At 63.5% G+C, this 22692-nt stretch carries 12 protein-coding genes and 1 pseudogene; 3 read left to right on the top strand and 10 right to left on the bottom strand.

Annotation, left to right across the window (positions count from 1 at the left end; translation table 11 throughout):
* Positions 1-85 precede the first annotated feature (85 nt).
* The 3 genes and pseudogenes from BMY91_RS09110 to BMY91_RS09120 form a co-directional block, all read right to left on the bottom strand.
* Positions 86-1456, bottom strand: coding sequence for an L-serine ammonia-lyase (locus tag BMY91_RS09110; RefSeq protein WP_090821102.1), 1371 nt, complete (start codon positions 1454-1456; stop codon positions 86-88).
* A 131-nt stretch (positions 1457-1587) separates the two neighbouring features.
* A pseudogene (locus BMY91_RS09115) lies at positions 1588-2481 on the bottom strand (LysR family transcriptional regulator).
* A gap of 21 nt (positions 2482-2502) precedes the next feature.
* Positions 2503-3531, bottom strand: a complete 1029-nt coding sequence (locus BMY91_RS09120) for an Lrp/AsnC family transcriptional regulator (RefSeq protein WP_254779779.1) — start codon at positions 3529-3531, stop codon at positions 2503-2505.
* Between the two features lie 102 nt (positions 3532-3633).
* Here BMY91_RS09120 and BMY91_RS09125 point away from each other — a divergent pair, with 102 nt between their 5' ends.
* The 3 genes from BMY91_RS09125 (at position 3634) to BMY91_RS09135 (ending at position 7704) form a co-directional block, all read left to right on the top strand.
* Entirely contained in the window at positions 3634-5103 is a 1470-nt protein-coding gene (locus BMY91_RS09125; protein WP_254779778.1) for an MFS transporter, read from the top strand.
* A 26-nt stretch (positions 5104-5129) separates the two neighbouring features.
* On the top strand, positions 5130-6359 hold the full coding sequence (locus tag BMY91_RS09130; RefSeq protein WP_090821106.1) for a M20 family metallopeptidase: 1230 nt from the start codon (positions 5130-5132) through the stop codon (positions 6357-6359).
* Positions 6360-6438: 79 nt separating this feature from the next.
* Positions 6439-7704 carry a glycoside hydrolase 5 family protein gene (locus tag BMY91_RS09135; protein WP_090821108.1) on the top strand — a complete coding sequence of 422 codons (1266 nt, stop codon included), beginning with the start codon at positions 6439-6441 and terminating at the stop codon, positions 7702-7704.
* A 116-nt stretch (positions 7705-7820) separates the two neighbouring features.
* On the opposite strand, the gene BMY91_RS09140 is transcribed toward BMY91_RS09135, so the two are convergent.
* The 7 genes from BMY91_RS09140 to BMY91_RS09170 all read right to left on the bottom strand — a co-directional run bounded on the left by BMY91_RS09140 (position 7821) and on the right by BMY91_RS09170 (position 22620).
* The gene (locus BMY91_RS09140; protein ID WP_090821110.1) at positions 7821-8402 is read right to left on the bottom strand and encodes a dihydrofolate reductase family protein; all 582 of its coding nucleotides are present in this window, start codon (positions 8400-8402) and stop codon (positions 7821-7823) included.
* Between the two features lie 87 nt (positions 8403-8489).
* On the bottom strand, positions 8490-9269 hold the full coding sequence (locus tag BMY91_RS09145) for a type 1 glutamine amidotransferase domain-containing protein (protein WP_090821112.1): 780 nt from the start codon (positions 9267-9269) through the stop codon (positions 8490-8492).
* Positions 9270-9297: 28 nt separating this feature from the next.
* Positions 9298-10083, bottom strand: coding sequence for a 4'-phosphopantetheinyl transferase family protein (locus BMY91_RS09150; protein WP_177179885.1), 786 nt, complete (start codon positions 10081-10083; stop codon positions 9298-9300).
* Positions 10080-10880, bottom strand: a complete 801-nt coding sequence (locus BMY91_RS09155; protein WP_090821116.1) for an ABC transporter permease — start codon at positions 10878-10880, stop codon at positions 10080-10082. The genes BMY91_RS09150 and BMY91_RS09155 overlap by 4 nt, the downstream gene beginning before the upstream one ends.
* Positions 10877-11851 carry an ATP-binding cassette domain-containing protein gene (locus BMY91_RS09160; RefSeq protein ID WP_090821118.1) on the bottom strand — a complete coding sequence of 325 codons (975 nt, stop codon included), beginning with the start codon at positions 11849-11851 and terminating at the stop codon, positions 10877-10879. The genes BMY91_RS09155 and BMY91_RS09160 overlap by 4 nt, the downstream gene beginning before the upstream one ends.
* Positions 11848-12060 (bottom strand): MbtH family protein, encoded by a 213-nt coding sequence (locus BMY91_RS09165; protein WP_090821745.1) that lies wholly within the window; start codon positions 12058-12060, stop codon positions 11848-11850. Before BMY91_RS09165 ends, BMY91_RS09160 begins: the two co-directional genes overlap by 4 nt.
* 72 nt (positions 12061-12132) lie before the next feature.
* Positions 12133-22620 (bottom strand): non-ribosomal peptide synthetase, encoded by a 10488-nt coding sequence (locus BMY91_RS09170; protein ID WP_090821120.1) that lies wholly within the window; start codon positions 22618-22620, stop codon positions 12133-12135.
* Positions 22621-22692: the final 72 nt, after the last annotated feature.

Raw genomic sequence — 22692 nt, forward strand, 5'->3', positions numbered from 1 at the left:
GCCACAGAATCTCTGCGACATCCGGACCCGCCGTCCGTGTCGTGGCGCGGCCGGAGCAGCAGTGGAGCCGGTAATGCGAGGGAAGTCAGCAGGCAATGACGTTAACGGCGAGGCCTCCTCGGGAGGTCTCTTTGTATTTGCTCTTCATGTCCGCGCCGGTCTCCCGCATGGTCTTGATGGCGGTGTCCAGTGGGACGTGGTGGATGCCGTCCCCGCGAAGACTGATCCGCGCGGCGTTGATGGCTTTGTTGCTGGCCATCGCGTTGCGTTCGATGCAGGGGATCTGGACCAGGCCGCCGACGGGATCGCAGGTCAAGCCAAGGTTGTGCTCGATCCCGATCTCGGCCGCGTTCTCCACTTGCCGGGGTGTGCCACCCAGAATTTCGCACAGCGCACCCGCGGCCATGGAACAGGCCGAGCCGACTTCCCCCTGGCACCCAACTTCGGCACCGGAAATTGAGGCGTTCTCCTTGAACAGCACGCCAATTGCTGCTGCCGTGAGGAGGAAGCGGACCACGGACTCTTCGTTGGCCCCTGGCGTGAACATCATGTAATAGTGCAGCACGGCAGGAATGATCCCGGCCGCCCCATTGGTGGGTGCTGTAACCACGCGGCCGCCTGCGGCGTTTTCCTCATTGACTGCCAAAGCAAAAAGGTTCACCCAGTCAACGGCGCGCAAAGGATCGCTGGTGTCATGTGTCGCTTGCAGGTCCGCCAGTAGCCGGGGCGCCCGACGGCGAACCATCAGGTTCCCGGGCAGGTGTTCTTCCGTGCGGCTGCAGCCGCGTGAAACGCATTCCTTCATGGTTTGCCAGATACGCAGCAGTTCCGCGCGGGTTTCCTGTTCGCTGCGCCATGCGCCTTCGTTGGCCAGCATGAGATCACTGATGGATAGGCCTTCACGGTCACAGTGGGCCAACAATTCCTCGGCACTGGAAAATGGGTAGCGGACCGTTATTGCGTCCGGCTGGTCCCTTCCCACGGCATCCTCGTCCACCACAAAGCCTCCGCCCACTGAATAGAAGACGCGTTCGCTCAGCACGTTTCCCTCAACATCAAACGCCTGGAACCGCATGCCATTGGGGTGGGCGGGCAGTGACTGGCGCCGGTGGAGCACCACATCCTTGCCCCGGTTAAACGGGATGACTCGACGGCCGCCCACGAGGATCTTCTTCGACGCGGTGGCATCGTCCACAACACGGTCCGCTGTGAGCGTATCCACGGTTTCAGGCGCCTCGCCCATGAAACCCAGAATGACCGCCTTATCCGAGCCGTGCCCTCGGCCCGTAGCCCCCAACGAACCGAACAGCCCCGCGTAAAGGCGATCAACGGCGTCGAACTTTCCTTCCGTTTCAAGGGATTCAATGAAGGTGCGGGCGGCGCGCATCGGTCCCACAGTGTGGGACGACGACGGGCCGATTCCGATCGAGAACAGGTCGAGGGCGCTTAAAGCCATGGCATACCTCCGGGAGGACTGGTGGGGTGGGTTCTCTCACCAGCTTGGAGGTGTATGGCAGCGGCGTCCATCGGGATCTTTTCAACAAAACTTTAAGCAAGACTTAACGATTGGCTCATGGAGCCTCCTCGTTATGCCTTGGGGCGTGCGTCGGTGGCCTTCCGCAATTCATCGACGACGGCGGCAATCGCCGGTGACTCCCTGCTCGCGGCGCGGTTCAGGACGATGATGTTGCGGCCGCAATCCGGTTCGACGCGACGCACCACCAGGTCCTCCGTTTCCCGCCCGAGGTTCAACTCGCTCATCAGTGCCACGCCCAGGCCGGCACGGACCAACCCCAGCGTGGCCATCAGATTCCGGCAGTTTGCAATGACGCTCGGCTCGAATCCAGCCTCACGGCAGGTTTGGCGAACGAACTGCTCAAAGACGCTGCCTTCCTGGTCCAGGATCCAGCGTTCGTGGGCGTAGTCGGCGAGCGTGGCAGTCGCGGCGACCTACCGGTCCTGGGGGAGGCAGAGGATGATCTCATCGCGGGCCAGGACGGTCTTCACCAGCCCGTCACCCTGGATTTCATGCAGATCGTCCACCACAGCCACGTCGATGTGCCCTGACTTCAACCTGGCAACGCTTTCAAACGGCTCCAGGTCTGAAACCGTGACGTCCAGGCGCGGGTAGCTGGCGCGCAGGGACATGACGGCAGCTGGCAGTACCGTGCTGCAAAAGCTCGGGAAAGCACTGATGGCCAGGCGCCCGCGGACGTCTGTTTGGAGCTTCTTGAGGCTCGCCTCGGCCGCCTCAACCTCGGAGGCGATCCTGCCGAAGTGCTCCACCAGCATGACGCCGGCTTCCGTCAGCCGCACCTTCCGGCCGGCGCGGACCAGGAGGGCAAGGCCGGCTTCCCGTTCGAGCACGGCCAATTGCTGGCTGACCGCCGAGGTTGTCATATGCAGCGTGGCTGCTGCGGCCGTCATGGTTCCCTCAAGCTCCAGGGTCTTGAGGATGTGCAATCGGCGGATATCGAGCACGGGGCCTCCTACAGTTTAGGTCTACTTAACCTCAGTATCGCGACTCCAGCTACTTTCCGACGACGGGTGGATGAATCCCAGCGTCGCGGCACCTTGTCCGTCGATGAGTCGGCCCAGATGTTTGCTCATCCTGAACACCACGCTGCGATCAACGATCCTGGCACTGGGCACGGCAGCTTCCAAGGCAGCCTCGAAGCGCATCACGTCCGACATTTCCCGCAGCCACACGGCCACCACCAAGTTGTATTGGCTGGCGACAGCGAGTGCGGTTCTGGCTTCGGGTATCTGCGCCATGAGCCCGTGCATCTGCTGGATGTGTTTGGCGGCCGTGCGCATGAAGTACCAGGCGTAAACGGGCCACCCGGTGACAGTCCGCGCCACGTCGGTTCGGATCCGGAGCATGCCTTCGGCGCGCATTCGCGCAAGCCCGTCGGCGACGCGTTGCTCGCTCAACCCGTGCTCGGCGGCAATCCTGCTGACGGGGCGCCGGCCATCTTCAACCAGGCAGTGGCGGAGGGCCGCTTCGACATCCGGGTGCACCGTCCGGGGTGCCCTGGCCCGGGGCGGTCGGGGGCGGGGGATTTTGCTGGCTTCTGTGGGAGCCAGTGCGCGCAGCCTCCAGTCGGATGCCTCCATGACTACTTCTGTAACGAGGTGGGTTTGGGTATTTTTGACTCCTTCCAGGGCACCAATGCGGTTGGTGACGATGTCCCAGATGGACAGCGGGGTATCGGCAAGCATGGTGGCCAACAGATCGCGCCCTCCGGAGGTGTGGTCCAGGGTCAGTACTTCCGGGATTTGTGCGAGGTGGCGCGCCACCTCGCTGATTTGCTGGGGTTTGCACGTGATGTCGATCAGGGCGGACGCTCCGCTGGGGAAGATTCCGGTGACCCAGGCGAGTCCGCGTTCGCGCAACGATTCCCAGCGCCGGGCCAGTGTGACGGCATCGACGCCGATCACAGGTGCCAGTTCACTCCACGGTGCCCGGCCTTCTATCTGAAGGGCATGGATGATGCGCTCTTCCAGGGGATCAAGCATGTTTTTCGGCATGGGAAGAAGAATAACCACGGAAAGCTGCAATTTCATCAATCGGAAACACGGCACTTCCATGATGTTGTGATCCCGTTCACTTCTCATCACATCGGAGCGCACATGCGTACAACTGCGCAGAAATCCACCACCGCGGCAGGAGCCGTCGGATTCCTGGTGGTCATGGAGCTTGGCAGCGGCATCCTTCAGGGGTGGCTGAATCCTTTGTTCTCTTCCATTGGTGAACACTATGGAGTCCCGGCTGCATCCCTGAACTGGATCAGTGCCGCGTATCTCCTGGCTACAGTCCTGGTTGTTCCCCTCCTTTCCAAGCTCGGCGATATCCACGGCCACAAACGGATCCTGATGATCGCCACGGCCATCGTGGCCGCCGCATCGGTCCTGGTGGCCTTCGCACCCAACTACGGGTTGTTCCTGCTGGGCAGGGCCATCCAGGCACCTCTGGCCGTGTTCCTTCCCTTGGAATTCGCTATAGTGCACCAACGCGATTCGGAGCGCTCAGGTCGCAGTATCGGCCGGCTGGTTGCGGCCCTGACCCTGGGCGCCACCATTGGCGGACTGCTCTCCGGAATCGTTCTGGACGCCGTCGGCAGCCTGTCCATCACGCTGCTTATGCCTGCGATCTTCATGGCACTGTGCCTTCCCGGGATCGCATTCTTCGTCAAGGAGACACCGTTGCGCAGCAAAGGCCGGGTGGATTATCTGGGTGCTGCCCTGCTGGGTGGTGGGTTGGCCGCACTTCTTGGCGGTGCCTCAAACCTCTCAACGTGGCCCCCGATGACCACGGCCATCGCCATGCTGGCTGGGGTGGCACTCCTGGTCGCCTGGGTGCTGTCCGCCCGCCGGACCGAACACCCGTTGGTGGACCTCACCATGCTCCTGCGTGGTGGGATTGGCCTACCCATCATTGTGGCGTTCCTCTACGGCGCCCAACTCTTCGGTGCGCAGGCGCCCATCTCGGTCTACCTGCGCTCGGATCCGGCCACTGTGGGCTTCGGCTTCGGGGCGGCAGCCTCAGCGGCCGGAACCATGCTCAGCATCATGGCGTTGGCAGCATTCCTGGGGGCATCCTTCAGCGACCGCGTATCCCGTGTTATAGGTGGCCCCCGGAGCGTTGCCGTGGGCGGTGGGCTAAGCGCCGTTGCCTACGTTTTCATGATCCTGGCACCCGGCAGTTTGGTCACCTTCTCAGTGTGGCTCGTCGTAGCCGGTCTGGGCTCCGGATTGGTCAGCGGCACCCTTCCCACGCTGGTGGTCCAGCGTGCAGCGGCCGATTCGGTGGGCATTGCTTCCGGTCTCTACAACACAGCACGCACCGCTGCCGGTGGAGTGGCGGGCGCGCTCTTTGCTCTGCTGATGGCGGCGCTCACCACTCCCACTGCTGCAGGAACCCCGGCGGCCACGGAGCTGTCCTTCCATGCCGTCTGGTGGATCTGCGCTGGCCTGTCCGTGCTGTTTGCCGTTGCAGTTCTCTTCATTCGGCCAGCCAAGCCAACCGTACTCACCGACCCAACTGCTCCCGCCCCGGAGGCAACCCACGGTGCCCCCGACGCTCTCGAACCCGTCAACTGACACCACCACTACACGAAGGAATAACAATGACTGTTTCCATCGACATCACGTCCAAGGACATCCTGCGCGAGGCTGTACGCGAGTCCGTGACCGCCGTCGGGCCTTCCATCCTGGAACTCAGCCACACGGTCCATGCGCTGGCAGAAATTTCCTGGGAGGAGCGCCAATCGGCTGCGGCTGTGGCCGCAGTGCTGCGTGAGGGCGGCTTCGACGTCACCGAAAACGCCTATGGAGTCCCGACGGCGATCGAAGCCGTCTATGGCCGCGGCGAGCTGACTGTGGTCCTCTGCGCCGAATACGATGCACTCCCCGAGGTGGGCCACGCGTGTGGGCACAACATGATCGCTGCCGCCGGGGTTGGTGCCGCTTTGGCACTCAAAGATGTTGCCGACGCTGCCGGGCTTCGCATCAAACTCCTCGGAACGCCGGCCGAGGAACACGGTGGCGGTAAGGTTTCGCTGCTGCAGGCGGGGGCGTGGGAGGACGCCGCTTTCTCCCTCATGGTCCACGGAATGACCGGAACCGAACGCAGCGCAACTGCCTTCAGCATGGCCGCGGTGGAGCGCTTCGAAGTTCAGTTCAAGGGCAGTGAAGCCCACGCCGCCGGCGCACCGGACAAAGCCATCAACGCTGGAGCTGCGGCAAGTTTGGCCCTGATGAACATGGCGGTCCTGAGGCAGCACCTGCCGGAAAATGCCAACACCAACGCGTTCATTTCCCATGGTGGCGGCGCCACCAACGTCATCGCCGGCGACTCTACTGTCCAGGTGGAAGTGCGTGCCGGGGATGTCGAAGTGTGGCGAAACCTCAAGCGCAGGGTACTGGCATGCTTTGAAGGCGCGGCTATCGCGACCGGCTGCACGTGGACGCACCGGCAGACCGAACACCCTTATGCGCCTATCGACACCCACGCCGGGTTGGGCAAAGTCTGGGATCAGAACATGGAAGCGGTTGGGAGGCCAGTGGACACGACGCCCATTTTCGGCGGCGGTTCCTCGGACATGGGCAACGTCTCGCAAGTAGTACCTTCCGTGCACGGGATGGTGGTGGTCCGCAACAGTACGGCTGTCCCTCACCACCCGGACTTCACCGCAGACGCCATCACCCCTGAGGCGGACCAGGCGGTCCTTGATGGCGCCACAGTCCTGGCCTGGACCATTCTTGACGCCGCTCTGGACACCGGGCTGCGCGCCGAGCTGCTGGAACTCCAGGAAGCACGGCGTCCTGGCGCCACCACCGCCACGCTTGAGGCCTGATCCCGCCCCTGGGCGGGACCTGGGGCATAGACTCCCTGTTGATCACCATCCAGTCGACTCAGCCAACGGAGCAGGACGAATGACACAGCTACGGACAAGGTTCGGTGCCAATTACACGCCATCGCGCGGATGGTTCCATCACTGGCTGGATTTCGATGTGGACGATGTCAGACGTGACCTTGACTCGATCGCCGGTTTGGGGCTGGACCACGTCCGGGTGTTTGCCTTGTGGCCGCACTTTCAGCCGAATCGATCGCTGATCCGGGAACGTTCGCTGGAAGATTTGAGGGCCATGGTGGACGCGGCCGGGGAACGTGGACTGCAAGTCTCCGTGGACGGATTGCAGGGGCACTTGTCCAGCTTCGATTTTCTCCCTGCGTGGACCCAGACATGGCGCCAGAAAAATCTGTTCACTGACCCGGAGGTCCTGGAAGGCCAATCCGCATACCTGACGGCGTTGGCCCGTGCTGTGGCGGACTGCCCAAATTTCCTTGGCATGAGCATCGGCAACGAATTCAGCCAATTCGGGTCCGCTGCCCACCCGCAGCAAAGCCAAGCCACGCCCGAGGAAGCCCGGCACTGGGTAGCCACCATGCTGGCGGCGTGCGCTGCCGGAGCTCCGAACGCCTGGCATCACCACTCAGAGTATGACGCCGCATTCTTCGATGGCCGGCACCCCTTTACTCCCAGTACGGGGGTGCCATTCGGCTCCATGCCAACAGTCCACTCGTGGGTCTTTAACAACACAGCCCAGATGTATGGCGGCATGAGTGAGCAGAGCCTCCGGCTGGCCGAATACCTGATTGAACTTGCCCGCGGCTGGTCACCGGATCCCTTTGCCCCCCTTTGGCTTCAGGAAGTGGGAGCCCCCAGCCCGCATGTTGCATCTTCCGATGCCGCCGAGTTCGCCCGGCGCACTCTTGAGTACGCCTTGGACTGCGAGAACCTCTGGGGCGTCACATGGTGGTGCTCCCATGATGTGGACAGAACCTTGATGGACTTCCCGGAGCTCGAATATTCGCTTGGCCTGTTGACCACCCACCAGGCCGTCAAGCCGCAAGGGACAGCAGTGTCAGAGGTTGGCCGTAAATATCGGGAGAACCCGTCATTGGCCGGACAGCGCACCACTGCATTGGTGCTCGATCCGGGCGGGACTACAGGTTCGAATCGTCAACAATGCGCGCCAGGGGGTGCATTCTTCGAGTCCTGGATGTCGCTCGCCATGTCCGGTCAACGCCCCACGGTGGTGTTGGCCGGCAAAGCAGAGGACGACGCGTACCTCGCCACCCGCGGCATCACGGAGCTCCGCTACGCCGCCGACGTCCAGTTCAAGCATTCTCCATGAACCGGACCCAGCGACGCCTGATCCGGAGGCAAGGATTTTGCCGGAGGTGGTCTTGAGGCTGATGGCCATGGGAATCAGTGCCTTTTAAAGAGGCCACCTTGAACGGGCCGCAACGATCAAAGGGCGGCAACGAATTCGGCGATAACAACACCGGTAGAGGTGGTGAGGCTGCGTTCCAGTTTCAGGTCCACGCGGTCTCCGTTTGCAAAGAGCCGGGTTCCGGAGCCCAGCACCAGGGGGTGAATCAACAACGTGTAACGGTCGATGAGTCCTGCGGCGTGCAAGCTGCGGACCAGTTCGCCGCTGCCCATGATCAGGAGATCGTGGGGGTACTGGTCCTTGAGAGCGGCCACGGTGGTCACCGCCTCACCGGCCAGGAGTTCACTGTTCGCATAGGCCAGCGGTGTGTCTGCGCCACGTGAGACGACGAACTTGTCAGAGCCCACCAGAGCATCAACAAAAGGATTGGGGCCGCTGGAGGTCCAGTAACCGAGCACATCCTCGTAACTGCGGCGACCGAACAGGAGACCCCTTGTGGCCCGCATGCCCTCACCGGCGTACTTCATCGAAATGTCGTCCTGGTAGCCGTTGGCCCAGCCTCCATGGGTGAAGCCGGCCCTGGTATCTTCATCGGCCCGGCCAGGTCCCTGCATAACACCGTCGAGCGTGATGTGCTCAAAAGCAGTGATGGTGGACATTTTTCCTGCTCCTTTCGGCCCGCAGCTGATGCCCGCAGCTGATGGCCGCCCAACTCAGGGCGGCCATCAGCCAACATGCCGTGCGGACTAATGTTCGGCGTCTGCCGAGGCCTGCTTCCTGGCAGTTTTCTCGGCGTCCTTTTCGGCGCGCAAAGCCTCTGCCTCGTGCTGCTCCTCAGCCTTTTCCTGATGAATGACCTCCGCAAACAGCTTTTCCATTTCCTTGGCCACGCCAGCAGCTGAGGCCGGGTTCTGCCCGGTTACCAGCCGTTCGTCCACCACTACCTTCTCTTCGAAGACTCCTGCGGACACGTGGCGGGCGCCCTGTTCCTCCAAGCGGTCTGCCAGGAAAAACGGGATGACCTTGTCCTTGCCGGCGGCTACTTCCTCGTCATTGGTAAAGGCGGCCACATCGCGGCCCTGGACAAGGCGGAAGCCGTTATCCAATTCAACGTTCAACAGGCCTGCTGGTCCATGGCATACCGCGCCTACCAAACCGCCGGCGTCATAAACGCTGGCCACAAGGTTCTGCAGGCCTTCGCTGTCCGGGAAGTCCCACATGGTGCCATGGCCTCCTACCAGGTAGACGGCGTCATATTGCCCGGGATCAACCACATCCACCCGGGCTGTGTTGTAGAGCCCGGCACGTGTGGTCTCATCCTGGGTGAAGGCAACCTGAATGGGATCATCCGAGTCCACCTCGTCACGTGGAGGCTGGCCGCCCTTGATGGACGCGAAGTCGACGAAATGTCCGGAATCTTTGAAGACCTTCCAAGGGTGTGCGGCCTCGGCCACGTTGTAGCCGGTCTTCTCTCCGGTATCGCCGATCTCGGAAACGCTGGTCAGTACCATGAGGATTTTCTTCATGAAGTGCTCCTTTCGTCCATCTTCCACACTACGCCCCACTCAAATTCAGGCCTTTGGAAGGTGCCCTGAGGCTGCCACGCCTCGCCTGGGGAAGTACCTTATTGGCGTCCCTTGGCGCCGGTGGGCCGCAGGCAATGGCTGAGACGGCCGCCACGTGGGTTGAGATGGCCGGGACCGGATAAACGTCAAATCCGTGCACCAGCGGCTGTTCCGGACAATCGGCCCGAAGAGCCTCGGCACCATTACCATCGGAAACCAGCGAGACGGCGGATGGCGGGACGCTGAGCCCCACTCCGGCGGCCTTGAGCACAGCTTCTTTGGCAACCCACTGACGCATTCTTTCCCTTACCCCGGTCTTGGCGATCACCGAGGCCGCCGCGGGACTAAGAACATACTCGTCAAACCCCTCAAAGAGCGCCGACGGGACGCGTTCCACATCGGCGCCGACGCTGGCGGCAGCCGGTCCAGCTACTGCCATCACCAGTCCATGACTCCGGGAAAGGCTCAATGACATTCCCGGCAGGACCGTCCGTCCGTGGCCTGAACTGCCGCACCCAGGGCAGTATCGTGTGATGTTCAAGCCTGGGGCTGCGAGAGCATCCAGCCCCAGGCGATGCGCGGCGAGCAGGCGCAGCAGTACATGCGATGCCGCGTAGTCGCGGCTGTCCTCAACGGTGCGGAACCGACGTCCTGCGATCCTTTCGTCAGGGCCCAGGAACCGGTCCAGGCCGCCGACGCTGGAACACGCCGCCCCGACGCTGGCGGACGGCAGAATGAGATATCCGACGCCGGGAGTCCCGGCTTGGGCGGTCACAGCTTGCTGATGCGGCGGTACTTGGCGATCGCCAAGGGTGCGAACACCGCGATGATGGCAATGCTGCATGCGACGGCATACAACAACGCGTTATCCGCGGGCCAGCCACCTGGAGCGATGAACCCCGAGGGTGCGGTGTTTCCGAAGAGCTCACGCACGGCCGTGGCCACGGAGGTGACGGGGTTCCATTCGGCGATGGCGCGAAGGGGGCCCGGAAGCGAAGCCGTCGACACAAAGGCGCCCGACACGAAGGTGACAGGGAAGAGCCACACCAGGCCAAGGCTTTGCGCTACTTCGACGCTGCGCGCCGTGAGGGCTATCAGCGCACCAATCCAGGACACCGCGAACGCGAAGAGCAACAACACGCCCAGCGCTGCGAGCATCTCCAGGGCGCCGGTGTTCATACGCCAGCCGACTGCAACCCCGCAGAGGAGGGTCACTGCGATGGATATGACGCTGGTGTAAAGGTCAGAGGTGGTGCGTCCCAGAATCACCGCGACGCGGGACATGGGCAAGGAACGAAAGCGGTCAATCAATCCGAGTTGAAGATCCTTGGCCAGATAGACGGCCGTAAAGGATGCGTTGAACGTCAGGGTCTGGGCCAGGATGCCGCCAATGAGGAAGCTGCGGTACTGGTCGCCACCCAGGGAACCGCCGAAGACGAAGCCCAAAAGCAAGACGAACATCACGGGCTGCACGACGCCGGTGACCAGCGCTCCCGGGGTGCGGAGAACGTTGAGCAGGTTGCGGTGGGCAATGACGGAGCTGTCCCTGACAGCGGCAGAGATGACGCTCAAGCGGGTACCCCTTCCTTGCTGATGTGGTTTTCGGGCTGCGTGTTTCCTCCTGTGAGCTGGAGGAAAACGTCGTCCAGGGTGGGCCGGCGAAGGGAGGCTTCGGTGACTGCGAGGGACCTGGCATCCAATTCGGCCAAGACGCGAACCAGCACGCTGTGGCCGCCGGGTGCTGCTACGGAAACCCTTAACGCGGCGTGGTCCACCTCGGGGATTGCCAACCCGCCGGTGGCCTCCGTCAGCACGGAAGTGGCCCCTTGCAGATCTGCCGCATCCCGCACGGTAACGTCCACACGCCCTGAACCGGCGCGGTTCTTGAGCGCTGTGGGAGTGCCTTCAGCGATGACACTGCCATGGTTGATGACGGCAATGTGGTCCGCCAACCTGTCAGCTTCTTCAAGGTATTGGGTGGTCAGGAGGACGGTTGTTCCCCCAGACACCAAGCCGGCCACCACGTCCCACGTATCCAACCGGCCGCGCGGGTCCAAGCCGGTGGTGGGTTCGTCCAGCACCACCACCTTGGGCCGTGCCACCACGGCACCCGCAAGGTCCAGGCGGCGTCTCATACCGCCCGAGAAAGCCCCGGCCCGCTTGCCCGCAACCTCTGTGAGCCGGAAGTCCGCCAATAACTCGTGGGCACGGGCGGTGGCATTCCTGCGGTTCATTCCGTAGAGGCGACCCACCATGTGGAGGTTCTCAAAAGCAGTGAGCTTTTCATCCACGGCCGCATATTGCCCTGAGAGGCCCAGGTTGCGTCGTACGCTTTCAGGGTCTTTGCGGACGGAGTGGCCGGCCACCCAGGCATCCCCGGAATCCGGTGTCAACAAGGTGGTGAGAAGCTTCACAGTGGTGGTTTTGCCGGAGCCGTTGGGTCCCAGTAAACCCAACACTGTGCCTTCTGCCGCGTTGAGCGTCAGGCCATCGAGCGCTGTGAAGGCGCCGTAGGACTTGCGCACATCTTCTACCCGGATCACTGGCTGGCGGCAAGCTCGGCAACCTTGCGCGGAGCCATGTCTGTCCACGTTTGGGACACGTATTCCAGGCAGGCCTCGCGGCTGTCAGGGCCGAACATGGCTACCCATCCTTTGGGGGTGGCCGCGAATGAAGGCCACAGGGAGTGTTGTTGGAATTCGTTGACCAGGACGGAGAAGGTTGCTGAAGTGTCATCGAACGGGTTTGTCACGAGGATTGACCTTTCGGGTTGTTCCGGCGCTAACAGTGCCCCGGGTTCCGGAGCGTTGTAAGTCATTCGGACTCAGCCCCCAAGCTGGATGGCCAAGGCAGGCATGATTACGGGGAGAGCTGCGTCACTTAATATCCGGGAATGCCTGTCCGGCACCTCAATGTCTGTAATGCTCCCGGTGACGTAGGGCGCCCAGGCCTCGGCTCCCGGTGTCCCCTCAGGAACGTCAGCAGTGGCGCGGAAAAGCAGCAGGTCGCCGTCGAAAACTGCCGGTTCCTGTTCCCTGATCAGCCGCGCCAGCACGGGGAAGTTCTCCACCATGGCTTGCACAGCGTCCAGCGGAACGGTGCCCAGCGGGTTGTGGTTCCTGCGGAGGATCTCCTGGGCCTTGGCGCCGTCAAGATACTCGTGATCGGACTCGTCCAGGTCATAGCCCTGCGCCTCGAGGTAGGCAGCCCAAATTCCGGCTCCCGCACCTACGTCATCATTGTTCTCCTGGTTTCCGGGGAACGCGTCGAGGATGGCCAGTGACGCAACCTCATCGCCGAGGTCCTGGAGCCGGGTAGCCAGGCGGTGGACCAAATGCCCGCCAAAGGACCAGCCAAGAAGATGATAGGGGCCGGCCGGTTGAACGGACTTGATGCGGTCAATGTAACTGTCCGCGAGTTCCGTAAGGTCCAGCGCAGTGACTGCGTGGGTGGCGCCCGGCTCCATGCCTGGCATCTGCAGGCCGATCAGGGGCCGCTCCGGATCCAGCAAACCCAGCATTGAGGCGTAGCCCCACGCGATACCCGACGCCGGATGGACAGCGAACAGCGGCGCTTTGGTGCCGCTGGTGCGCAGGGGAAGAACCTGGCGCAGGCTTTCCGCTGCGCCGTCCTCCACGCCACGATCGGCCTCAGCCAGAAGCCCCTCCACTGTGGGAGCGCGGAACAAGGCCTGCACCTGCAGCGATACACCCAACGCTGCATTGATTCGGGCAATCAACGGTTGCGCCAGGAATGAATGCCCGCCCAGTTCGAAGAACGACTCATCCACCCCCGCCTTGTCCAGGGACAACACGTCCGCGAAGATTGCGGCCGCCGTCTGCTCCCGGGGAGTCCGTGGAACCTTGCCGGACGTGCGCGGCGCGCTGTCCGGTTCCGGCAAGGCAGCAAAGTCCACCTTGCCGTGGTGCGTCAGGGGGATCTCCTCGACCGCCACCACAACTGCGGGCACCATGTAATCGGGCAGCAGCATCCGCAGATGAGCGCGGACGCCTTCGGTAAGTGCCGCCATGGCATCAGAACCTCCGATGCCTGCGCGACCCTTGGGAACCACCCACGCCACCAGCCGCACTGTGTCTCCGGACGGCACTGCCCGCACCACGGCCGCTTGGACGTCCGCAGCTGAAATGGCTGCCTGTTCCACTTCACCGGGTTCCACGCGGAAGCCACGGATCTTAAGTTGATCGTCGTTGCGTCCGGAGAAGACGATGCTCCCGTCCGCGTGCCGCACCACCACGTCACCGGTGCGGTACATGCGCCCGCCGTCGGCGCTGAAGGGGTCGGCCACAAAGCGTTCAGCCGTCAGCCCCGGCTGGCCCCTGTAGCCGTTGGCCAGCTGTCCGCCTGCGATGTAGAGCTCGCCGGAAACACCTGGCAACGCTGGCTGCAGCAAGGGGTCAAGAACATACAGTGCGGTCCGGGAGGTGGCAGCTCCCAGCACCGGGGCGGTGTAATCCTTAACCCGTGCCATCACTGTGTCCACCGCGGCTTCCGTAGGACCGTAAAGGTTCCAGGCAGTGATGTTGTCCTTGGCGGAAAGTGCGTCCCACAGGGCGGGATCGAAGGCTTCGCCACCCAGAGCAAGGCTGAAGGTGGAATCCGGGCCGCTTCCGTCCAGCACCCGGGTGAACGCCGGCTCGCTCAGCAAATGCCTCGCGTACCCGGGCGTAGTTTCCCAGACGCTGATCCGGTGTTCTTCGAAGTAGCCTGCCAGTGCGGCAGGGTCCCGCCGCATATCCTCGCCCACCATGTGAAGCTGATGCCCGGCAACCATCCACAGGATGGGATCCCAGGATGCATCAAATCCGACTCCGGTGGTGTGGGCCACCCTTTGCTGGACTCCCGTGGTGTGGGGCTCCAGTCCCGCGAAGAGGGTCTCACCATGCGATTCCAGCAGGGCTGCCAGGGCGCCATGGCTTACCTCCACCCCCTTGGGCCTCCCCGTGGAGCCAGAGGTAAACATGACGTAGGCCAGATCGCGTCCTGCAGGCTGGCGCTCGCTGAGTTCCGGGACGGAGCCAGGCCCGTTGCCCGCAGCTGTCCCAAGGAGTTCGGGCAGCAAAACCAGGCGCGGAACCGCACGATCCGGGTTCCGGGCAGCCACCGTGGACAGCAGCGCAGCCATGCGGTCTGCTTCCTGCCCGATGCTGACCACCACCGAGGGCACGGCGTCCTCCAGGATGGCTACCACCCGGTCGTCGGGGTATTCCGTATCGATCGGGTTGTACACCGCACTGGCCGCAACGACGCCCAGCAAAACCTGAATGGTTCCGGTGGACCTGGGAAGGAACACGGAGACAACATCGCCCGTGGCCGCTCCCTGCGTCTGGAGTCCTGCCGCCACACGGCGCACAGAGTCGGCCAGCTCAGCAAAAGTGACCTTGGTGTCACCACTGACCAGCGCTACGGAGTCCGGGGCGGACTGGACGCTGGCAGCGAAGACGGCCAGGACGCCGTCGGGCTCTTCCGGATGATTCCCGACGGCGGATCGCCGTCCCGCTGTCAGCCCCGTCAACGCGGCGGCTTCCTCAGGATCAAGCAGCGGCACCTCCGCAACAGGAGTCTCCGGATCAGCGGCAGCCCGCTCCACGAAACGCATCAGGCTCCTCACGAGGCGTTCGATGCTGGCGTCCTGGAACATTGCCGCGTTGTACTCCAGCGTGGCTGAAAGACCGGAGTCGCCGGGACGGAACGTGAAGGAGAGATCAAACTTCGCCTCGCCCGAGCCGTTTTCCGGCAGCGCAGTGACGGTGGCACCGGGTAAGTCCGGAATGGATGCGGGGGAGCTGTCCACCGTCAGCATGGTTTGGAACAGCGGGTGCCGTCCCAGCTCGCGCTCGGGGTTCAGTACCTCCACCAGCCGTTCAAAAGGGACGTCGTCATGATCGAAAGCCGCCAGCACGCTGGTTCGGGCGCGGTCAACCATGGTACGCACAGTGGGAGAACCAGCGGCACTGATCCGCAGCGGCAGGGTGTTGACGAAGAATCCCACCAGGTCCTTCAAGGCCGGGTCCGTGCGCCCTGCCGTGGGTGAGCCGATGACTATGTCATCGCCGGCCCCCAGGCGGTTCAGGAATCCGGCCAGGACGCCGTGGAACGTCATGAACAGGCTTGCGTTGGAGGTGGCTGCCAAGGAGTTCAAGGACTCCAAAGTTTCCCCGCTGAGCTCGAAGGCACGCTGTTTGCCGGGTTGACGGGCCTCGCGTGGACGGCGCTGATCGGCTGGAAGTGTGAGCTCAGTGGGAATGCCTGCCAAGGATTCCTCCCAGAACCGGACCTTGCTGTCTGCAACCCCGGCGGCCCCCAGAACTTCCTGCTGCCACGAGCTGAAGTCTGCGTACTGAAGGCTGAGCGGAGCAAGGCTGCTCCCGCTGCCGGTCACAGCTGCCGAATAAGCCTCGGACAAGTCCCGGGCAAGTGGAGCGAGGGACGCGCCGTCGCTGGCAATGTGGTGGATCACCAGCTGAAGGATCCATACAGGCTGGTGGCCGTCACCGCGGCGCAGCAGTACCGCGCGCAGGGGAAGATCGTTGGTGACGTCGAAGCCCTTGCGGGCTTCCCCGGCCAGGATGGAGGCTTGCATTTCCTCGCTGCCCACCGGGATGATCCGCAGCAGTCCCCGCGCTTCCCCCGCAGGGTGGACCAGTTGGTGGGGGGTGCCGGCAGTTGCCGGGTAGCTGGTCCGCAGGACCTCGTGCCTGGCCACCAGAGCGTCGACGGCGGTGGACAGGGCCTGCTCATCCACTTCGCCTTCCAGCTGGGCGGCCAGTGAGATGTTGTAGTCGGCGGAGCCTGGATCCAGCTGGTTGAGGAACCACATGCGTTGCTGGGCGAAGGACAGGGCAGGGCTCTCATGGCGGCTTGCCGTGCCGGTTGCCAGCCACTCCACGAGGGTGGGGCCGGTTACCTGGCCGGGGCCAGCGGGAGCCGCCCGGCCGTCGTCGGGCGTAAAACCTGCCGACCGTCCGGAGGAGATCGCTCCCAACAGCGCCCCGGGAGTTGGTTGATCGAAGAGTGTACGCAGCGGAAGGGCAGCGCCAAAGGCTTCCCGGATCTTTCCCATGATGGTGATCGCCAAGAGAGAGTGTCCCCCCAGCAGGAAGAAGTCATCATCCATGGCGACCGTCGCCAGCCCGAGAACCTCACCGAATATGCCGGCCATGACGTGCTCTTCGGGAGTGGACGGGGCCGTTCCTTCACCTGCACCCAATGCCGCGGGCGTCGGAAGCGCTTTGCGGTCCAGCTTTCCGTGGGAGGTCAACGGAATAACCGGAATGGGCATGATCAGGGCGGGCACCATGTAGCCGGGCAGCTTGTTGGCCGCGTGCGTCCGTAGTTCAGCGGGGTCCACATCACCCACCACATAGGCGACGATTCTCTGGGCCGGATCGCCATCGGTGACAGCAACAACGTGCTGCACATCCGGATGGCTGAACAGGGCAGACTCCACCTCACCCAGTTCGATCCGGAATCCGCGGACCTTGACCTGGTCGTCGGTCCGGGAAAGGAATTCCAGCACACCTGTGGCGTCACGCCTCACCAGATCGCCAGTGCGGTACATGCGGCTTCCATCCTCGGTGAAGGGATTGGCCACAAAACGCGAAGCTGTCTCGTCAGGACGCTGGTCGTATCCCTGCGCCATCCCGTCGCCTGCCAGGTACAGCTCTCCGGGGACCCCTGCGGGAACCGGTTGCAGGTAAGCATCCAGCACCCACGCAGACGTGTTTCCGGCGGGTCTGCCAATCACTGGCTTGGCTCCGACGATGTCCGCCATCACCGAATCAACAGTGAACTCGGTGGGGCCGTAGAAGTTCAACGCTTGCACGGAAGGATCGGAAGCCAGGCGTTCCCAGAGGGCACCGGATACGGGCTCGCCGCCCAGGGCAAGGATCAAAGGCTGATCGCGGTGCTGGGCAAGGAGGCCGAACTGCAGCAAGTGCGCTGCAAACGAGGGGGTTGTTTCCAAGACGCCTATGCCGTGCTGGAGGCAGTAGCGGCTGAGGTTTTCGGCGTCGCCGCGCTCCGCATCGGACACCATGTGCAGCTCGCCGCCCGCCACCATCCAGAGCATGGGATCCCAAGCCGCATCGAAACCCAGCCCGGCGATGTGTGCCACGGCAACAGGTTTCTCCTGCTCCGCTGCGAAGCGCGGAGCAAACAGGGCGCGGTGATGGTGTGCGTAAAGATTGGCCAGGGCTCCGTGAGTCACGGCAACGCCCTTGGGCCGTCCGGTGGAACCCGAGGTGTACAGCACGTAGGCGAGGTCGCCGGGGGCGCACTCCGCCGAACCGGTCCCGGGGCCAGTTGCGCCGGCCGCCAGCAGGCTGGCAAGAGTCACCGCCTTGGAAGGTTCGACGCCGGTACCCGCCTGGCCATGAACGATCACTACCGCCGGGCTGCTGTCCTCCAGGATCATCCTGATCCGTTCCGAGGGGTAGGCGAGATCGATCGGTATGTACACGGCACCGGCAGCAAGCACGCCGAGGGCAGCGGCGACTACGTCCGCTGATCGTGGGATGGCCACGGCCACGCGGTCACCCGTGCGTACACCGCAGGCCGCGAGCCCCTTGGCGATCATTTCAACCCGGCCCCGGAGCTGATCGAAGCTCCAGGACGTTCCTTCAGCCACCACTGCAGTGCGGGATGCATGCTTAGCTGCAGTCTGCGCGAAGGCGTCCAGAATGGTGGGCCACGGAACGTCGAGTAATGTGGCGGCGCTGTGTGCCAGGACTTCTGCATGCTGGCGTGGGTTCTGAATGCGCAACCGGTCCAGCGTCACGCCCGGGTGGTCGGCAAACTGCCCGGCAACCAGTGCGAACCCTTCAGCCAGCCGCTCCACGGTATTCCGGCTAAACAGTGCCGGGTCATAGGCGAGTGAGCCGGAAATGCCGGCGTTGGCTGTTTCGGCAAGATCCAGGAGGAGGTCGAACTTTGCCCCGCCCGGTTCCCTCCCCATGTCCGCAGTGGCTTCCAGGCCTTCCATGGACAGCGAGGGGTCGGGGGTATTTTGCAGCGTCAGTACCACCTGGAACAGAGGATGGCGGTGGCGCGAACGTGTCGGGTTGAGTTCTTCCACAACGCGCTCGAAAGGGGCGTCCTGGTTCCCGTAAGCGTGCAGGTTGGTGTACCGGACGCTTTCCACCAGCTCGGATGCGGTGGGGTTGCCGGACGTGTTGGTCCGCAGCACCAGGGTGTTGACGAAGAATCCCACCAGTTCGTTGAGCTGTGTGTCGGTCCGGCCCGCCACCGGTGTGCCCAGCGGGATGTCTTCTCCGGCGCCCGACTTGGTCAGCAGCGCGGCAAGCGCCGCCTGCAGCACCATGAAAAGGCTCGCATTCTGCTTCCTCGCCAGTGAGTTCAGGCCCGCAGTGGTGCGTGCGTCCAGATTCAGAGGAATCGACGACGCCGGGAGTTCGCCTTCGCGGGTTCCGCGCGGGAAGTCGTAGGGCAGTTGGAGCTCCTCCGGGGATCCCTTGAGCTCGCGGGACCAGAATTCCAGTTGCCGTGAAATGGGACTGGAAGGGTCCTCTTCCTGTCCCAGGGCTTCACGCTGCCACAGGGTGTAATCGGCGTATTGGACGGGCAGCCCGTTGGAAGGGGCCGCCGTTCCGTTCAGCCGCGCCGTGTAGGCCTCGGAGAGGTCACGGGCCAACGGTGCAAGGGACCAGCCATCGGCGGCCACATGGTGCAACGTGATGGCGAGGACGTGGTGGTCCGGCGCCAGTTGGAACAAAACCGTCCGCAGCGGGAGCTCCCGGGTGATGTCGAAGCCGCTCTGGGTCTCTGCCTGCACGGCCCGGTCCAGGTTCCCCGCCTCGCACTGTACAGCCAGGAGTTTGGCGGGCATGATCCCCGGCGGCAGGATTTCCTGGCGCGGTTCACCGTCGGACAAGGGGAGAATGGTGCGTAGCGCTTCGTGCCGGTCCACGATGTCCGTGAGCGCACCTTCCAGGGCACCCACTTCCAAGGGGCCCTTCAATGTCAGCACGATGGGGATGTTGTAGGCACCCGACTGGTGGTCAAGACGGTTCAGGAACCAAAGCCGGCGCTGGGCGAAGGACAGCGGGATGTTGGCTGGCCGCACCCTGGGACCCAGTACAGGAGTAGCTGCTCCGTCGCTTTCCAATGCCGCCGCGAGCCCCGCTACAGTGGGCTCTTCGAAGATGGTTCGGAGGGCGGGGGCTGAACCCGTGGCGTCCCTAAGGTGCGCCGCGAGCCGTGTGGCCAGCAGCGAGTGGCCGCCCAGCTCAAAGAAGTCGTCCTCTAGGCCAACGGCTTCCAGGCCCAGAATCTCGCGGAAAGCGTCAGCCACCACGCGTTCGGCCGGTGTGCGCGGTGCCGTGGTCTCAGCCTCCGGTTCCGGCGTGGGCAGGGCGCGGGTGTCCAGCTTGCCGTTTGCTGTCAGGGGTATCGAATCGATGGCAATGACTGCGGCGGGCACCATGTAGTCCGGCAGGGTCCGTCGGGCCTCTTTGCGGATAGCGGCGGAGTCCAAGGCGCCGCCGTCGAATCCTTGCCCAGGATGCGAAGGGGTGACGTAGGCGAGCAGCTGGTCATAGCCGGCCTTGTTCTTGCTCACGGTCACGGCTGCCTGGGCTACCCCTTCCATACCGCGGAGGACCTCTTCGATCTCAGCCAGCTCAATCCGGAATCCCCGGATCTTCACTTGCTGGTCCATCCGGCCAAGGAATTGCAGGGTCCCGTCGTCCAAGCGACGCACCACATCTCCCGTGCGGTACATGCGCGAGCCGTCCAGCGCAAAGGGATCGGCCACGAACTTACCGGCGCTGAGCCCGGGCTGGTCGAGGTAGCCGCGCGCGAGGTTGGGCCCCGCCACGTACAGCTCCCCGATGGCATTGTTGGGGACCGGATTAAGCCCCGAGTCAAGGATGTAGTGCCGGCTGTTGGCCACGGATCCTCCCAGGGTGACATCCGTGCCGGGTTCCATCACAGCGGTCAGTGAGTCCACGGTGGTTTCGGTGGGACCGTAGAAGTTGTAGGCCACTACGCCCTCATGCGTGGCTAACTCGCGCCACGTTGCAGGGTCCACGGCTTCTCCTCCCAGAGCCACCACGGAGGGGTGGGCGTCCTGGTCGAAGAGACCGCCGGCCAGCAGGGCCTTGGCAAACGACGGCGTGGTTTCGATCGAATCGATGCGTTCCCTGGCCAGGAATGAGCTCAGTGCTTCGGGATCGCGCCGGGTGTGGTTGTCCACCATGTGCAATTCATGTCCAGCGAGGAGCCACAGGATGGGATCCCAGGAGGCGTCGAATGACAGTCCCGCGGTGTGGGCTACCCGGAGGCGGCGGCCCAGCCGTGACGCGGCAGGATCAAAAATCCTGTCCCGATGCGAGGTCAGCAGGTTCAAGAGGGCCAGGTGTTCCACACCCACGCCTTTGGGGCGGCCGGTGGAGCCGGACGTGAAAATCACGTACGCAAGATCATGCTGGCCGGCCACGGGTGTCGGCGGGGCCGGGTCCTTGCTGTCCAACTCAGCCGCGACCACACTAGAATCCAGTACCGTCACAGGCACACTGGTCCGCGGCCGTCCTTGGTCACTGTCCTCATTCAAGGCTGTCTCTGTCAGAAGAAGGACCGGTGCTGCGTCCTCCAGCATGCCTTCCACGCGCCCCGCCGGATAGTCCGGATCCAGGGGAACATAAGCTGCACCTGCTTTCAGGATGGCCAGGATAGCAACCGGCAGCAGAACGCTCCGGTCCAGCCGGACGGCAATAGTGGCCCCAGGCTTGGCGCCGCGCTCGCGGAGAAAACGTGAGAGTTGGTTGGAGCGCTTTTCCAGCTCGGCAAAGCTCAGGCGACCGTCGGCGGCCACAACGGCAGTTCTCTCAGGTGCGGCTGAGGCTGCGGTTTGGAGCTCCTCAACAACGGTGTGGCCAGGGAGGTCCATTGATGCGGCGTCTCCCTCAGCGAGCAGGGACTGCTCCTCCGACATCGACGTTACTGACAGTGCCGCCGTCGGATCTTCCGGGTTGGACAGAAGCTCACCAAGAAGCCGGACAAAGCGCGTCAGGTGCTTATCCAAGCCGGCTTGGGTGTAGAGGCCGGCATTGGCGGCGAACTGCACTGTTACGCCGTCGGAGGCGTTGTTCCCGAGCCCATGGACAATGACGGACAGGTCATCAATGGGGCCCGTGGAGAGGATGTGCATGGTGCCGGTGGCTTCGCCGAAAGCGATGCCGTCCAGAACCGGAAGGATATTCACCGATGGACCCAGGTAGCTGCCCTGTCCGGTCATGGTTTCGTAGCGGGTCCGCTGGTGGATCAGGGCTCCGCGCAGCTTGCCGCCCGTAGCGGCCACCATGTCCTGGACGGTGGCTCCGGGACTGATGTCCAGCCGGATGGGGACAATGTTGGACAGCATGGACGGTGTGGTCTTGGCCAGCTTCCCGCGACGTGCTGTCACGGGGAGCGCCAGCGACACGTGCTGTTCACCGGTCATCCGGTGCAGATACAAGGACACTGCCGTAAGGATTAACGCCGGCGCACTTCCGGATGCCGTCTGGAGTGCGTCCACCGCGGACGGGGGCAGCGTCCGGGTTGATCGCAGCAAAGCCTCTGCCGTTCCCGTGGGGCGGCCCGCCAGCCCGGCCGGGGTTGGTTGTCCGTCCAGTTCTGCAGCCCAATAGGCTGCGTCGGCTGAAGCCGCTGCCGAGTCCTGATAGTCGTGATCGTCCTCAATCAGTTCATCCAGAGCAGCAAAATCCGGGGTTGTGTTTTCGCCGGCTTCCTTGGCGGTGCCCAGAGCCTCGTAGACCGCGGCGACGCGGCGCAATACCAGCACCGCGGAGTAGCCGTCCAGAAGCAGATGATGGACGCGCTGGTAAAAGAAATGCCGGTTCTCGGAGAGCCTGATGACCTCTGTGTGGAGCAGTCCGCCGTCTTCCGCGCTGCGTGCCTGCGCCATGTCCGTGTCCATCAGCCCGCGTGCGGTCTCTTCTCGCGTTGCTTCGCCGCCGCAACCACTGAGATCGGTGAACTGCACCGCGGCTTCCATGGCCTTGGCGTACTGAAACGGACCTTCGTCGTCCTCACCGAACGCCAGGTTCAGTGCCGGAGTCTCTGAGACTGCTCGGGCCACGGCCGCTTCCAGCCGGGAAACATCCAAGGGGCCGGAAATTTCGATGAACTGCCCGATCTGGTACATGGGGCTGCTGTGCGCCAACTTCTGCGCGTACCAAATTCCCCGTTGTGCGGCAGATAAACCCATCCGGGCTGGTGCCTGGTTCGCCGGGATGCCGGGCTGGTCAGGGGAGGCGGGGATAGGGGAGTTCATAATCCTTCTCTGCAGTGGGAGGCGTGGAAAAGCAGCGGCAGCCCTGGGAATCAGGACTGCCGCGTCATGAAG

The organism is Arthrobacter sp. yr096, from assembly GCF_900108925.1.
Taxonomy (GTDB): Bacteria; Actinomycetota; Actinomycetes; order Actinomycetales; family Micrococcaceae; genus Arthrobacter.